The following is a 15,859-nucleotide window of genomic DNA, read 5'->3' as shown; positions in this document are numbered from 1 at the left end:
TTTAACAAAATGGTTTAATCGGATTTTAAATAGCTTTCAATTTTTTTAGCTGCAATATGATAAGATGCTTTTAAAGCGCCTTCACTCGTATCTAATATTTCGGCCATATCCTTATATTTTAAATTATCAAAATAGCGCATGTTAAATACTAACTGTTGCTTTTCTGGTAATGTTGCAATTGCTTTTTGTAATTGTAATTGAATGGCATCACCTTCAAAATAAACATCAGCAGTTAGATTGTTTAAAGCTCTGTTTTGATGTTCTTCATTTGTAATTTGTAGGCGTTTTGCATTTTTGTTTATAAAGGTTATAGATTCATTTGTGGCTATTCTGTATAGCCATGAAAACAATTTGCTTTCGCCTTTAAACTTATCAATACTTCGATAGACTTTTATAAATGTATTCTGAAGAACGTCATCTGCATCATCATGATTTAATACAATTTTACGTATATGCCAATACAAGCGTTCTTTATAAAGTTGCAATAACTCTCTAAAAGCCGCCTCTTTATATAAAGGGTTTTTTAAACGTGTTATAAATTCTGATTCGTCAATCAAGTGATTTACTTTAGTATTTAGACTGATGAAAATACTAAAAGTTTAATTAAAGTATTTTAATATTATTATGACTTATTTTTGTTGTTGATTACTAGTGTTTTAAGTTGTATTTAATCGATTAAAAGCAAAAAACTACGATAAAAAACATTATTTTCTTGTTTACTACGTTTATTTACTTTAAGTTTGTGTAGCTTAACCTATTATGGGTTATCAGTTTTCCCAAACCTGATAACATAGAGAAGGGTGTATTTGATTATGCATCCTTTTTTTTATTTGTTTTAAGGAGTAAATAATAAGAGTATCGAACTATTTGCTATTAGAAGGGTTGAGAAAAATCTGATATATGGCTGATAACCAAAAAACTTTATTCGCTATTAAGACTATGAATTTAATGTTGTATTTGTTTACTCAAAACTCTGCATATCTACAAGTTTTCTATACACGCCATTTTTAGCAATCAACTCTGCGTGTGTACCTTGTTCGGCAATTTCGCCTCTTTGCATTACCACAATTAGGTCAGCGTTTTGAATAGTAGATAAGCGATGCGCAATAACGATTGAAGTTCTGTTTTTCATCATTTTTTCTAGTGCGTCTTGCACCAAACGTTCACTTTCCGTATCTAAAGCTGAGGTGGCTTCATCCAAAATCATGATTGGAGAATTTTTGAGCACTGCTCTAGCAATATTAATTCTTTGTTTCTGACCTCCAGAAATTTTACCACCAGAATCACCAATACTAGTATGTATGCCGAGAGGTAAATCTTTTACAAATTCCCAAGCATTAGCAATTTTTAAAGCCTCTATAATCTCATCATCTGTAGCGTTTTCTTTTCCAACTTTTAAATTATTAGCAACAGTATCGTTAAATAAAATGGAGTCTTGGTTAACAAGTCCTAAGAAACTTCTCAGTGATTTCTTAGATAGATTCTTTATGTTTTCACCATCTATATTAATACTCCCTTCGTTAACATCGTAAAAACGTGTAACGAGATTGGCAATTGTGCTTTTTCCACTTCCTGATTGTCCTACAAGCGCTACAGATTCCCCTTTAGGAATAGTGAGACTAAAGTTTTTTAAGACATAATGGTCTTCATATTTGAATGAAATATTTTCAATAGAGATATTTTTTTCAAAAGTTGACTTTTCAATTGGGTTTTCAATTTCTTTTATGTCATTTTCGGTTTCTAAGAATTCTAAAATTCTATTTGCAGCACCATCGCCACGTTTAACACTATAACTCGCTTTAGCGATTGCTTTTGCAGGTGTTAGAATGTTATAGGCTAATGTAATGTAGCCAACAAAGAAGCTAGCACCCATGGTTTTATCTACAAAAACGAGGTAGCCCCCATAAACTAATAATACACCAATGACTATAATACCTAATAATTCACTTAAAGGCGATGCTAAATTTTGTCTGTTAAGTAGTTGGTTAGAATACTTGTAATACCTTTCATTACTGTCTTCAAATTTACCTGCAAACATTTTCTCTACGTTGAAGGCTTTTATAATTCTTAACCCTCCCATTGTTTCTTCTAAAACAGATAAAAATATACCTTGTTCTTTTTGAACTTTTAGAGATCCTTTCTTTAATGATTTTCCTATTTTAGAAATTATAAATCCTGAAACAGGAATAAATACAAGAACAAATAAAGTAAGCTTAGGACTTAGAATTAGCATTGATACCAATGAAAATAAGATTGTAAGCGGTTCTCTTACAATCATTTCAAGTATGGCTAAAAATGAATTTCTAACTTCATTAACATCTGCACTAACCCTAGATATGGTGTCGCCTTTCGATTTTTCTGAATAAAAAGCAAGTGGCAATGTTACTATTTTATCATAAAGTTTATTTCTGATATCTTTTAATACACCATTTCTTAAAAAGGTAATAAAGTACATGGCGAGATAATTAGAAATGTTTTTAAGTAGAAACATGCTTACAATGACGCCCACCATCATCATTAGAACTTTAAAGTCCCCATATTTTTCAATATTATCACCAATAAAATAATTGAGATAATTTTCGCCGTAATTTTGTAATTTCAACCAGCCTTGCCATATAGGTTTTGCTGATACTACACGCTGATCACTAAATATTACTTTAAAGACCGGAATTAAAGCAATAAATGAAAGTGTGCTAAAAAGAGCGTATAATATATTGAAGAATATGTTTAAATACGCATACCTTTTGTAAGGTAAAGCAAAAGGTATGAGTTTTTTTATGTAGTTCATCTATTGTAATTTCATATCTGCTAGAATAGCATCAATTCTGTCATTCAACAATTGCTCCGTTTTTTTAAAGTCTGCCGAATTGTCAAGGTCTGTATTTACACTGATATAGAATTTTATTTTAGGCTCTGTTCCACTTGGTCGTAATGCGATTTTACTACCATTCTCGGTGTAGTAAATTAAGACATTAGATTTAGGAATATCAATAGTTGTTTCTTCGTTTGTTTGAAGGTTTTTAGAGATTGCTAATAGGTAATCTTCAATTAGAACAACTTTTTCACCATTGATTTCTTTTAACGGATTAGCTCTAGCATCTACCATCATTTGCTTGATTTCTTGTGCGCCTTCAATCCCTTTTTTAGTTAAAGAAATTAAACGCTCCTTAAAGAAACCGTGTTCAACATATAAATCAATTAAACTTTGATACATGGTTTTACCTTCTGATTTGGCTTGTGCTGCAATTTCGCAAGCTAATAGCGTAGAAGTCACCGCATCTTTATCGCGTACAAAATCGCCAACCATAAAACCAAAACTCTCTTCGCCACCACCAATAAAATCCATGGTAGGGAAGTCCTTAATCATTTTAGCAATCCATTTAAAACCAGTAAGACCTATTTTGCATTCTACGTCATATGCATTTGCTAAAACAGACATCATTGGTGTAGAAACAATGGTAGAACCAACAAACTGATTATTATCGATTTTTCCTGACTTTTTCCATTGTTTTAACAGGAAATTCGTCATTAATATCATCGTCTGATTACCGTTAAGAATCACCAATTCATTTTCTAAATTACGAACCACAACACCTAAACGATCACAATCTGGATCAGTACCTATAACAATATCGCCATCCACTTTTTGGGCAAGTTCCATCGCCATTTTCAAAGCTTCTGGTTCTTCTGGGTTTGGAGATACAACCGTAGGGAAATCGCCATTAGGCACACGTTGTTCTTCAACAATATTAACATTGGTATAGCCTGCACGTTTTAAGGTTTCAGGAATAGCTGTAATTGATGTACCGTGTAAAGATGTAAATACAATATTTAAATTTTCTTTAGCTTCTTTTGAGGTGTCAAAACTTCCGTTTTCTATGGATGAATTAATAAAGACATCATCAACAGTTGCACCTATATATTCAATTAAATCATCATTAGCTTCAAATTTAATTTCAGAATAATCTAATTGGTTTATTTCTGCAATTACACCTGAGTCTTGTGGAGGAACTAGTTGTCCACCATCTTGCCAATACACTTTATAACCGTTGTATTCTGGTGGATTGTGAGATGCTGTAAGTACAATACCACAATGACAATCTAAATGTTTTAAGGCGAATGATAATTCTGGTGTTGGTCTTAAATCTTCAAATAAAAATACTTTAATACCATTTGCAGAAAATACATCGGCGACCAATTTTCCAAAGGTTTTACTATTGTGTCTACAATCGTAGGCAATGGCAACTTTTAGGTCTTCACCAGGAAAAGATTCTTTAAGGTAGTTACTTAAACCTTGGGTGTTTTTTCCTAAAGTATATTTGTTGATTCGGTTGGTGCCTAATCCCATGATACCTCGCATACCACCGGTTCCAAATTCTAAATCTTTATAGAAACTCTCTTCTAATTCCTTTGGGTTAGAAGCTATAAGTTGTTTTATTTGTTCTTGTGAATCTAGGTCAAATGTTGGTGTTAACCAGCTGTTTACGCGTTCTAGAATTTCTGGCTTAATATGAATCATGAGTAAAATAGATTTTATTTAAATTGAAAAGATTGGTTAACAAAAATAAACAATTCGCCATTTGAAAGCACCTTATCAACAAATAAATCTTAGCTTTTTGTAGAAAGATTTAAGTTTTCTTTGATAAAATAACGTTGCTGTTCTGCTTTTGATCGTAAAATAAGTTCGCCTAAAAAACCAGCAATAAATAATTGAGAGCCAATCACCATCGTCGATAAAGCAATGTAGAATTGTGGGCGATCTGTGATGAGTCTTGCAGTAGGATGAATAAACAATTTATCGATACCTAAATATAAAGCAAAGCCCAACCCAATAATAAACATAAGGACGCCAAGCGCACCAAAGAGATGCATTGGTCGTTTTCCAAAACGGGATACAAACCAAATAGTAATTAAGTCTAAAAACCCATTTATAAAACGGCTCATTCCAAATTTTGTATGGCCATATTTACGGGCTTGGTGTTGTACCACTTTTTCACCAATATTAACAAAGCCTGCATTTTTGGCTAGTACAGGAATATAACGATGCATTTCGCCATAAACTTCTATGTGTTTTACAACGGTATTACTGTAGGCTTTTAAACCGCAATTAAAATCATTAAGATTTACACCTGATGTTTTTCTTGCTGCCCAATTAAATAATTTAGAAGGTAAGTTTTTAGAGAAATAAGAATCGTAACGTTTCTTTTTCCAGCCAGAAATAAGATCGTATTTATCTTCCTTAATCATTTTGAAGAGTTCTGGGATTTCTTCAGGATTATCTTGAAGGTCTGCATCCATAGTAATCACAACATCTCCAATCGCTCTAGCAAAACCAGCATGTAAAGCTTGCGATTTTCCAAAGTTTTTAAGGAATCTAATCCCTTTTACTTTAGGGTTTATTTCTGCTAGTTCAGAAATAATCTGCCAAGATTTATCCGTGCTGCCATCATCTATAAATAAAATTTCATAGGAAAACTGATTGGATAGCATCACAGATACAATCCAATCATGTAATTCTTTTAAAGATTCGTCTTCATTAAGTAGCGGTATAACTACTGATATATCCATAGAGTCTTGGTCTAATTTCTAAATCTCAAATGTAAAGAAATTATTTAAGCAAATTCAGGATTATTCTTTTTCATAATAGCAGCAATTATAAGACCTATTACAGCGTAAAATAATAATTGCCATGCCACCGATTTTAGTAAGTTACCTACAGCAAATTGATTTTGCTCTTCCATGAGAACAATTGCTTTTTCTATTTCAGATTGTGGCGCACCAAAATTTTCCATCATGGCTACACTTGTTTCAATTGTAGCTTGCTTAACAGCCTCAGCAGCTGACGGGTCAATGACATTAAATAATAAGATGTTTACTGCTGTACTGATTAATATACCTACCACAATTGTAGTAAACCAAGTTGTAAAGGCTTGTTTAAAAGAGATAAAGCCTTCTAATAGTTGTTTTGATTTTGAGATAGAAACAATTCCTATAATTAAAATGGCAATAAATAAAGCTATATTTATCCACCATTTAGTGAGTAATGCGATATTTATAGCGTAAGCAACAATTGTAAACCCTGAGAGAATAAGTGCAATATAAAGCCCAAATTGAATAGCGGATGATCGTAATTTTTTTTCCATTTTATGATTGGTTTTTGTGGTTTATTAATAGTTAGTAGTCAAAGTTACAGAAATGTTACAAACATTTATTGAAATAAAATTTATTAAAAAGATTGTAGATTTGTAAAAAATGGTTAAATTTGCACCTCGAAAAATCGAATACAATTAAAGCATTTAGTGATGAAAGCAGGAATACATCCAGAAAATTATAGAGTAGTAGCGTTTAAAGATATGTCTAATGAAGAGGTATATTTAACTAAATCTACAGCAGATACTAACGAAACTATCGATGTAGATGGTACTGAATATCCATTAGTTAAATTGGAAATTTCTAGAACATCTCATCCTTATTACACTGGTAAATCTAAATTGGTAGATACAGCTGGTCGTATTGATAAGTTTAAAAACAAATATGCTAAGTTTAAAAAATAAACGAAGCTTACTGATAATAGTTAAAAGCCTTTCTTATAATAAGAAAGGCTTTTCTGTTTTCTATATTTAAACTATTTTTGAAAAGTAAATCAAAGTTTTAATTTTCAAAACTTTAAACCTTAAATTCAGAATGAATTATATACTTTTTGATGGTCCATATCGCAATAATTTATTGCCGTTTACTTTTACAAGGCCTGTTGCAGATATTAGAGTAGGTATTTTAACCATTCGCCAAAAATGGGAGTCCTTTTTAGAATATACGACCACAACCGTCACGGAAGATTATTTAGCCGATAAGTTTCCAATGGTAGAAATGGAAGAAAACATTATGATTAATGCTTCCTTTTTGCCAAATATGGAAGTTGTAGAGTTTGTTGCAAACTTAAAATATAATCAGGCTTTGTTTAAAGGTGAAGATGTTATTGCTTTTTTTGCCAAAGAAGGCGAAGAAGTTAATGATTTTTCAACTTTTGAAGCTGTTGAATTTGAAGGTGATATTATAAAAATAGAGCACACTTGGGATATTTTTGCTAAAAATGGAGATGCTATTGTAGAAGATTTTAATTTAATTATAAAGGACAGAAAATCACAACCGATACCTGCTACGGTAAATACTATTAATCCTGAAAATATTTTTATAGAACAAGGAGCAACTTTAAATTTTGCAACTTTAAATGCAAGTTCTGGTCCAATTTATATTGGTAAAGATGCTGAAGTTATGGAAGGTTCAATTGTTAGAGGGCCATTAGCACTTTGTAATAATGCGACTCTAAAATTAGGGACTAAAATTTATGGACCAACAACTATAGGACCACACAGTAAAATTGGAGGTGAAGTGAATAACTCTGTGATTTTTGGATTTTCAAACAAAGGTCATGATGGCTTTTTAGGAAATTCGGTTTTAGGCGAATGGTGTAATCTCGGTGCAGATACCAATAATAGTAATCTAAAAAATAATTATGCCGAAGTTAGGCTTTGGGACTACCAAACAGAAGGTTTTGCAAAAACAGGTTTGCAATTTTGTGGATTGATGATGGGAGATCATAGTAAATGTGGAATTAATACTATGTTTAACACAGGTACAGTGGTTGGTGTAAGCTCAAATATCTTTGGTAGTGGATTCCCTAGAAATTTTGTGCCAAGCTTTTCTTGGGGAGGAAGCAAAGGTTTTGTAACCTATAAAACGAACAAAGCTTTTGAGGTTGCCGAAGTTGTAATGGCACGACGTAAAGTAGCGTTTACAGACCAAGACAAAGCTATTTTAGAACATATATTTGAAGAAACTAACCAATTTAGAAGAGATTAATATGATGTTAAAGATTAAAACTACGCTGTTTTTTATTTCGATACTAACACTTGGATTTTCGCAAGAAGTCAAAGTTAAAAACTTGTCTATTAATACAAAATTAGATCATTTTGCTGCACGTGTTGTAGGTGATACCGTATATTTTAGTTCTAACCTCGTTACGAGAAGGGGACGTGCGATAAAAGATAATTTTTCACAAGAAGTTTTTGGAGTTTACGAAGGTGTTGTTGGCGATAATGGAGAAATAGAAGACGTTAAAGTTATTGAGAAAACTGAAACCGGACAATTTAATATGTCTGTGACATCGCATACTAAGGATGGAAAATACATGTATTTTACATCGAACCACGATGAAAAGGGTAAAGACAACCTAAAAGACATGAAGATGTATAACTTATTAATTAAGCGAGCAGAATATGTTGAAGGACAAGGTTGGACTAATTTTACAACCCTACCATTTTGTGTTCCTGATTATAATTTTGCACATCCAGCAATTAGTCCAGATGGTTCAACATTATATTTTATTTCAGATAAGGAAGATAGCAAAGGAAAATCTGATTTGTATAAAGTTTCAGTAAGTAATCATAAAAGTTATGGTGAAGTCACTCGGTTAGGTGATCATATTAATTCTTCTCGTACTGAGTTTTATCCATTTGTGAGTAGTGACAATAAGCTTTACTTTTCTTCTGATAGACGTGGCGGAATAGGCGGAATTGATATTTATGTTTACGATTTAGAAACGGATAATGAAGAACAAATTCCGGTTTGTTTAGAGGAGCCGATTAATTCAATTGGTGATGATTTCTCATTTTTCTTAAACGATGATTTAACTACAGGTTATTTGTCGTCTAGGCGATTAAGAGGTGAGGGTAGAGATGATTTGTATTATTTTACCGGGTTTAGTGATTAGTTTTGAATTGTGAGTTTTGAGCGGTGTTATATGAGTGTAATAAACTAGTTTCTGAATTTAGACTTTTAGATTGCGTTTATATTAATATGTTTTCGCGGAGATTATCAGAGTGTTTCAAGACAGATATAGCACTTATTAATTTTTATTAAATCTTTCTGTAACAATTTTAGTAGACATATTCAGTATAATATGTAAAGGGTTGCATTTTAGTTATAAGTTCTAAATTCTCAGCTTCTATCCTGTTTTTTTACGATTACATTTTATTGGGTCTTTTTTACCGATTTTAATTCTACTAAATTTGTTGGATTAATACCTAAGCCTTCAACATTTTTTCGGGTAAATCTTACGACTTCATCGTAAAACAAAGGAACAATTGGAGCTGTATCCATAATTAGAGAATCCATTTTGGTGTAGAGTTCTGCACGTAAATTAGGATTAGTTTCTAAATAGGCCGCTTCATACATCTTATCGAATTCATCGTTTTTAAAGTGTGTATAATTAGGACCATTAGGCGCAAAATTCTTACTGTAATATAAGGATAAATAGTTTTCAGCATCAGGATAATCAGCAATCCAACTGGCTCTAAAGAAATCAATTTGTCCATTGGCTTTAGCATCTCTTAAGCTTGAGGGAGGAATAACATCAATGTTGACTTGCAAACCTGTTTTTTGAAGTTCCCGCTGAATAAATTCACAAAAACTCAAATAATTACTCGTTGTAGTTAATGTAATTTCTGGGTTTGCAATACCTGTTTCAGATTTGTAAGCTTGTACCAATTGTTTCGCTAATTCAGGGTCATATTTAAATCCAATAGCGTCATCATAACCAGGTAGGCCTTTGGGAATAAAACCTCCACTGGCAGGTATTCCTATGCCATTACGTAAATACATCATCATTTTATCACGGTCAAACCCTACATTAATCGCTTTCCTTAATTTTATAGATTGTATGTTTTTTTCATCAGTTGCCATAAAAAAGCCTAAATATTCGGTGTTTAAATATGGGCCGCGAATCATTTTTACATCATCACTATATTTTGGTCGTAATTGTCCGCTAGTGGTTAAGATTTCATCTTTATAAGAGCCATCTAAGCCAGAAACAAAATCGATATTTCCTTGGGCAAATTGTAAAAATTCACTTTGTTTATCGGGTAAAAAAGTAATCGCAACAGCTTCTAGATAGGGAAGTTGTTGGCCAAAAGAATCGGTTTCAAAATAATGGTTGTTTCGTCTAAAAACCAATTTTAAATTTTCCTCCCAACGTTTAAATTTAAAAGGGCCTGTGCCTATAGGGTGAGCTCTAAAGTCACTGCCGTAATGTTCAACTATTTCTTTAGGTACCACAGAACAATATTTCATGGTTAATAAGCCTAGAAACGCAGGGAAAGGTTGTTTGAGTTTAATTTGAAATATTGAATCGTTTACAGCAGAAAAATCGTCAACTTTATTCAAAACCCAACTTCCAGGTGAAGCAATCGCTTTATCTTGTAAACGATTGAAGCTGTATTCAAAATCTGAAGCAGTTACCGTTCTAGTTGAATCTTGAGTCTTGTTTAATTCAGTTGAAATATGAAATAATTTATGCTTGTGAAAAAAAACATCTTGACGAAGTGTAAATGTGTATGTTTTTGCACTGTCTGTTATCGCCCAATGTTTAGCAATGGCTGGTTTTACATTGAGTTCGTCGTCCATTTGAACCAAACCATTAAACAATTGGTGTGTGGCCCAAATGTCAGCTAAATCCTTGGAAAAAGCAGGGTCTAGAGAGCCAATATTTTTATGTTCATTGTATCTAAAAACAAGATGATCTTTAGCTGTTTTTTCGTTGTTGTTGCAAGACAAAAACAGTGTGCAAATAGTAAGATAAATGAATGTTTTATAATAAGAATTAGAAATGTTAGTGGTATAATTCATAATTAACGTTCTGGAAGTGATTTCCATTTTTTAATAGCTTTTATAAAAAAGAATAAGAACAATAGCGTTGCAAAGAAATATACAAAACTCCAATTAATTCCTAATAATTCAAATAGTGTGTCACATTGATATCCGGAATCGTAATAATCAGGTTGTGATCTGCAAAAATCGTCTTGATGCATGGTTATTAAGCCTGTAATTAATATTAGATACAGCGGAAAGCCTATAATTGATATATTGATACAAATCGCTACGATTAATTTATAGATTTTATCAGCAAAAAGAATAGGTGTTAAGAAGATTACAGTGCCAAGAATGATTAGAAAATAGGCAAGCGTATACCCAATAAAATCGCCGCTAGTTGGTAGTATGAATGATAAAAATGTTCCTAATAAGGCGATGACTAATGTTAAAACGCCGACAGTGATTACAGAAAAGAGTAGTGGTTTTAGTCCTGTTGTTCTGAACATAAATATAATACTTGCAAAAAAGAATGCAAACCATATAAAGAAATGGATACTATCAGTAAATGGACTGGAAGCTTTTATATCTTCAATGTTATAAAAAACATTTTCTAAAGCAGCGTTGTCGTAATAATAATCTGTAACTCTGTCCTTATAGAATTGTTCAAATTTTGTGTATTCTGATCCAAAGCTTGTATTGGTTAAGAACTCATTTTTTTTCTCAGTTCTTATAAAGTGCTTTACTTCAAAATTATCCGGATGATACACTAAATTTGCCCATGCTTCGGCATTTAGATTATGTGGTACTTTATAAGTGTTAGAAAAAGTTAAAAATGTATCTAATAAAGTCTGTATTTCTGTTTTGTCTTTACGATTTAAGAGCTCAAAATTTCTTTTGTTTCTCAGTTGATCTTTTGATGTAAATAAAGGTATATTACTATTGTAATTGACTTTGTTAATTCTGCGCGCTTTATAATTATAACTGTTGGCATAATTGTCAATTAAGGTGTCATATCTAGAAATGAAAAACGTAGATGACATATTGTAATAACTCGGCTTTACCGTGTTTATATAGGGTTTGATATCTACAACCGAATCTTTAATATAGAGGGTCGTTATATCGCCATTTACTTCAGTGTAAACAGGATTAATTTGGCTGCTGTCATTAGCATATTCAATAGCATCATGGCTATTGCGTGCTTTAGTTGGGATTTCTCTAGTTCTTAAGGTGTAGAATTGATATGATGTACCTAAAAATTCTTCATAAGGTAAATTTTCATCAATAAACTCATCGTTTGTTTCGCAATACAAATCAAAAAATAGTTTTGGATACTTACGATTCTCAATGGTGTAGTCGTTTACTTTTTCAGAAAAGAACATCGCTACGTCATTAGCGATTTCAATTTCTTTTTCAACTTTATTGTCAGGATAGCTTATTGCGATATAGGATTTTATGCCATAATTATAAGATAAAAAGAAGGTGCTACAACTATAAATAATAAGGATATAGCAGACAAATTGACCAAATAATTTTAAACCTGAAGTTGGATAAAAATTCTTAAAGGCGTTATTTTTAAACATATAAATTAACCAACCCACCAGAAGTAAGATGGATATCATGGAAGTGAAATAAACAGCACCATTTTTAAAAAAAACATCCTTAATGGCGTATTCGTGAAGTGTTTCGGGATTACTCAATGTTAAAAACCCGGCAGCAAAAAAGAGCATATGTAATACTAAAGCACCTAAAAGCATCCAAACGATACGTGTGTTCCAAATTATTGGGTAGCGTTCTAATAAATATTGGTTGGCTTTATATATAAGTTTTTTCATGAATTATATCTGTTATATTGCGGGATAGCTATTGGTCGTCATTATTTAGTCTGTAAATCTTGAACAAAACTATTTCTGTTATAGGTTTAAAAAATCATTAGGATACAAAAAAGCGTCTGGTAGAAGCGGTTATATTTCTGGTATAAGTCACCTCTACTTTATGTTTTCCTAAAGTTTCGAGTACGTTATAAAATGTAGTACTATTTTGAAAATAAGCAACATAGATGCCGCCATTATAAATTAATTTATTTAAGTGTAAGTTTTTAAAAACAGAAATTAAAGTGTTGCGCTCTGCTGTACAATCTAGTTCTACAATGAGTTGATGTTCAATAGTTTTGTCTGTAGTTGTGTTATCCTTGTATTTACCATCTTTGAGATAAATAACTTTATCCGATACTTTTTCAACCTCATACAATTGCTGAGAACTTAAAATTAATGCAATAGGATTATTAATAGAATTACACATCGATTTTAAATCTTCTAAAATCACTTGTTGAGCCAAAACATCTAAGTTAGATAAAGGCTCGTCTAATAATAGTAATTCTGGTTGTCTAAGTAAGGTTCTAGCGAGTTCAAAACGCATTTTATAACCCGAAGACAGTTCATTCCATTTTAAATGTTTGTAGTTCCACAAGCCAAATCGTGCTATCATCATAAGCACTCTAGTTTCGTTTTCTTCAGGTGAAATGCCATAACTAGCCAAAACAAATTTTAGGTTATCTTTTAAGCTACCATACCATTTTTGGGTGCGTTGCGGTATATAAACAAGGTTGGTACGTAAATCATAATTAGAGTTATAATCACTGTCAAACTTAAAATCTAAAACGCCTTTATTGTAGTTTAGTTCTTTAGCTAAAACTCTAAGTAAGGTTGTTTTTCCGTTTCCATTTTCGCCTACTAAACCATAAACTTGTCCTTTTTTTATTTCAACAGAAACAGGTCCTAATTGAAATCGGCTATTTCCATAACTTTTAACTAAGTCCGTTCCTGTTAGTACAGGTGTGTCAGTGTTGTATTCGCTGATGGATATTTTTGATACACGGGCTAATATAGCGAGTGATTTTTCAATAAATACAGTTTCATTGTCAGGATGTTTTTCTTTCCAATCGGTTAATTCAATAACCTGTTTGTAGAGGTCTAAATCTTGCGTGTCTATAACGCAATCCATCAATTTACGATAGCCAAGAACCGTATCTTTATTTTTATAAAAGGCAATGACATCATTTATACGCGCTTCAGCTTTAGACATAAAAAAAAATAAGTTTTAGGTTTTAAATTCACAGAAGACGAATACGTTGTGAAACATACAGTAATTGCTTAAATTTGCCCTCTCTAATTTAGAAAAAGTAAATATAAATTATTTAATCTGAAAAAGGGTTGAATTTCCCGAGAGCATTCGGTACATAAAATCAGCATATGGCATCTAAAAAAGTCGCATTTTACACACTTGGTTGTAAACTTAATTTTTCTGAAACTTCTACTATAGCCAGAGGGTTTACAGATGAAGGTTTTAACCGTGTAGATTTTAAAGAATCTGCAGATATCTATGTCATTAATACCTGTTCGGTTACAGAAAATGCAGATAAACGTTTTAAGACGATAGTTAAACAAGCACAAAAAAATAATCCAGAGGCTTTTGTGGCAGCTATCGGTTGTTATGCACAATTAAAGCCCGAAGAATTAGCGGATGTTAATGGTGTGGATTTGGTATTGGGGGCCACTGAGAAATTTAAAATTACCGATTATTTAAATGATTTAACCAAAAACGACTTCGGTGAAGTACATTCTTGCGAGATTGAAGATGCCGATTTTTATGTAGGAAGTTATTCTATTGGTGATCGCACAAGAGCATTTTTAAAAGTTCAGGATGGTTGCGATTATAAGTGTACCTATTGTACAATTCCGCTGGCAAGAGGAATTTCTCGTAGTGATACAATGGCAAATGTTCTAAATAACGCCAAAGAAATTTCAGAACAAAACATAAAAGAAATCGTTTTGACAGGTGTTAATATTGGAGACTACGGAAAAGGGGAGTTTGGGAATAAAAAACATGAGCATACGTTTTTAGATTTAGTTACTGAACTCGATAAGGTTAAAGGAATTGAACGTCTTAGAATTTCTTCGATAGAGCCTAATTTATTAAAGAACGAAACCATTGAGTTGGTGTCAAAATCGAGAGCATTTGTACCTCATTTTCATATTCCGTTACAGAGTGGGAGCAATGTAATCTTAAAAAAGATGAAGCGTCGTTACATGAAAGAATTGTATGTGGATCGTGTTGCTAAAATTAAAGAAGTGATGCCACATGCTTGTATTGGTGTAGATGTTATTGTGGGTTTTCCTGGTGAAACGGATGAGATTTTTCTTGAAACCTATAATTTTTTAAATGCCCTAGATATTTCGTATTTACATGTGTTTACTTATTCGGAGCGCGATAATACCGAAGCAGCTACGATGGAAGGTGTTGTGCCTAAAAATGTGAGAGCAAAACGCAGTAAGATGTTACGTGGTTTATCTGCTAAAAAACGAAGAGCTTTTTACGAGAATCAATTAGACACCAATCGTACAGTTTTATTTGAAGGTGAAAACAAAGAAGGCTATATTCATGGTTTTACAGAAAACTACGTAAAGGTGAAAACACCTTGGAATCCTGAACTGGTGAATACACTTCACAGGGTGAATCTTACTAAAATTGATGATGATGGTTTGGTGCGTTTTGACTTTCAAGAGGCTTTAGTAAGTCATTAGTCGGTTTTTTTTAATTTTCAACATGTTTTTTCACGCTGGCACCATTTTCGTGTTAAGTTTGATAATACGTAAAATATTCTAATGAATAACATTGTAATTACCTGTTTACTTTTCTGTTTTCTCTTGTCTTGTTCTAATGATGATAGTGATTCTAAAATTGTAGGCACATGGCAACTAACAACACGCACTGTGGGTGTTACTTTTGATGTGAATAACGACAATACCTATAATGATAATCTCTTAGAAGTGGTTGATTGTAACGACAGTGAAATTCTTACATTCAGTGCAGATGGCACGGTGTCTTCGGGTAATGAATTTCCTAAAGATATTATTTATTTTAAGTATAATAATTCCGATTATTACGGTTTGCAAGTTGAATGTAATCAGGATGGCCTAATTAGTTTTGCTTCAGAATATAAGGAAGTTGCTGCTGATACAATTATGATTTTAAATCAAAATTATTACATAGATGCTGATACTTTAACCACGGTCTATGACAATGCAATTACTATTTACAGCGAAGATTTAACGAGTGTTATAGAAACTAGAGATTTGACACTTATTTACACAAAAAAATAGCCTTTATTAAGGTTTTGCAATAAAAAAATCCGAAACTTTTAAAGTTTCGGATT

General features: G+C 32.2%; 13 protein-coding genes. 5 read left to right on the top strand and 8 right to left on the bottom strand.

Going from position 1 to position 15,859, the window contains the following annotated elements; translation table 11 throughout:
• Positions 1-14: 14 nt before the first annotated feature.
• The 5 genes from HM982_RS07445 to HM982_RS07425 form a co-directional block, all read right to left on the bottom strand.
• Positions 15-557 carry an RNA polymerase sigma factor gene (locus tag HM982_RS07445; RefSeq protein ID WP_179352515.1) on the bottom strand — a complete coding sequence of 181 codons (543 nt, stop codon included), beginning with the start codon at positions 555-557 and terminating at the stop codon, positions 15-17.
• 404 nt (positions 558-961) lie between these two features.
• Positions 962-2,788: an ABC transporter ATP-binding protein gene (locus tag HM982_RS07440; protein WP_179352514.1), complete on the bottom strand. Its 1,827-nt coding sequence runs from the start codon at positions 2,786-2,788 to the stop codon at positions 962-964.
• Positions 2,789-4,519 (bottom strand): phospho-sugar mutase, encoded by a 1,731-nt coding sequence (locus tag HM982_RS07435; protein ID WP_179352513.1) that lies wholly within the window; start codon positions 4,517-4,519, stop codon positions 2,789-2,791.
• A gap of 89 nt (positions 4,520-4,608) precedes the next feature.
• Positions 4,609-5,568, bottom strand: coding sequence for a glycosyltransferase family 2 protein (locus HM982_RS07430; protein ID WP_179352512.1), 960 nt, complete (start codon positions 5,566-5,568; stop codon positions 4,609-4,611).
• A gap of 44 nt (positions 5,569-5,612) precedes the next feature.
• The gene (locus HM982_RS07425) at positions 5,613-6,143 is read right to left on the bottom strand and encodes a DUF4199 domain-containing protein (RefSeq protein WP_179352511.1); all 531 of its coding nucleotides are present in this window, start codon (positions 6,141-6,143) and stop codon (positions 5,613-5,615) included.
• A gap of 159 nt (positions 6,144-6,302) precedes the next feature.
• Between HM982_RS07425 and HM982_RS07420 the strand changes: the two genes are divergently transcribed.
• The 3 genes from HM982_RS07420 to HM982_RS07410 all read left to right on the top strand — a co-directional run bounded on the left by HM982_RS07420 (position 6,303) and on the right by HM982_RS07410 (position 8,770).
• Positions 6,303-6,554, top strand: coding sequence for a type B 50S ribosomal protein L31 (locus HM982_RS07420; RefSeq protein ID WP_179352510.1), 252 nt, complete (start codon positions 6,303-6,305; stop codon positions 6,552-6,554).
• A gap of 130 nt (positions 6,555-6,684) precedes the next feature.
• Entirely contained in the window at positions 6,685-7,860 is a 1,176-nt protein-coding gene (locus HM982_RS07415; RefSeq protein WP_179352509.1) for a GlmU family protein, read from the top strand.
• Positions 7,829-8,770, top strand: a complete 942-nt coding sequence (locus HM982_RS07410; protein ID WP_179352508.1) for a TolB family protein — start codon at positions 7,829-7,831, stop codon at positions 8,768-8,770. The genes HM982_RS07415 and HM982_RS07410 overlap by 32 nt, the downstream gene beginning before the upstream one ends.
• A 260-nt stretch (positions 8,771-9,030) precedes the next feature.
• Here the strand turns inward: HM982_RS07410 and HM982_RS07405 are convergent, their stop codons facing one another.
• From HM982_RS07405 to HM982_RS07395, 3 genes are all read right to left on the bottom strand, one after another.
• The gene (locus HM982_RS07405) at positions 9,031-10,683 is read right to left on the bottom strand and encodes an ABC transporter substrate-binding protein (protein ID WP_179352810.1); all 1,653 of its coding nucleotides are present in this window, start codon (positions 10,681-10,683) and stop codon (positions 9,031-9,033) included.
• A 2-nt stretch (positions 10,684-10,685) separates the two neighbouring features.
• Positions 10,686-12,479, bottom strand: coding sequence for a hypothetical protein (locus HM982_RS07400; RefSeq protein WP_179352507.1), 1,794 nt, complete (start codon positions 12,477-12,479; stop codon positions 10,686-10,688).
• Positions 12,480-12,576: 97 nt separating this feature from the next.
• On the bottom strand, positions 12,577-13,728 hold the full coding sequence (locus HM982_RS07395) for an ATP-binding cassette domain-containing protein (protein ID WP_179352506.1): 1,152 nt from the start codon (positions 13,726-13,728) through the stop codon (positions 12,577-12,579).
• 167 nt (positions 13,729-13,895) lie between these two features.
• Between HM982_RS07395 and mtaB the strand changes: the two genes are divergently transcribed.
• Together mtaB and HM982_RS07385 are read left to right on the top strand one after the other, a co-directional pair.
• A complete protein-coding gene (gene mtaB / locus HM982_RS07390) occupies positions 13,896-15,227 on the top strand; it encodes a tRNA (N(6)-L-threonylcarbamoyladenosine(37)-C(2))-methylthiotransferase MtaB (RefSeq protein ID WP_179352505.1) in 1,332 nt (443 codons plus the stop codon).
• A gap of 81 nt (positions 15,228-15,308) precedes the next feature.
• Positions 15,309-15,806 carry a hypothetical protein gene (locus tag HM982_RS07385; protein ID WP_179352504.1) on the top strand — a complete coding sequence of 166 codons (498 nt, stop codon included), beginning with the start codon at positions 15,309-15,311 and terminating at the stop codon, positions 15,804-15,806.
• The last annotated feature ends 53 nt before the right edge of the window (positions 15,807-15,859 follow it).

It is taken from the genome of Winogradskyella vidalii (genome assembly GCF_013403955.1).
GTDB lineage: Bacteria > Bacteroidota > Bacteroidia > Flavobacteriales > Flavobacteriaceae > Winogradskyella > Winogradskyella vidalii.
The sequence above is the reverse complement of the archived record's forward strand: the minus strand, read 5'-3'. Positions and strand labels throughout refer to the sequence as shown.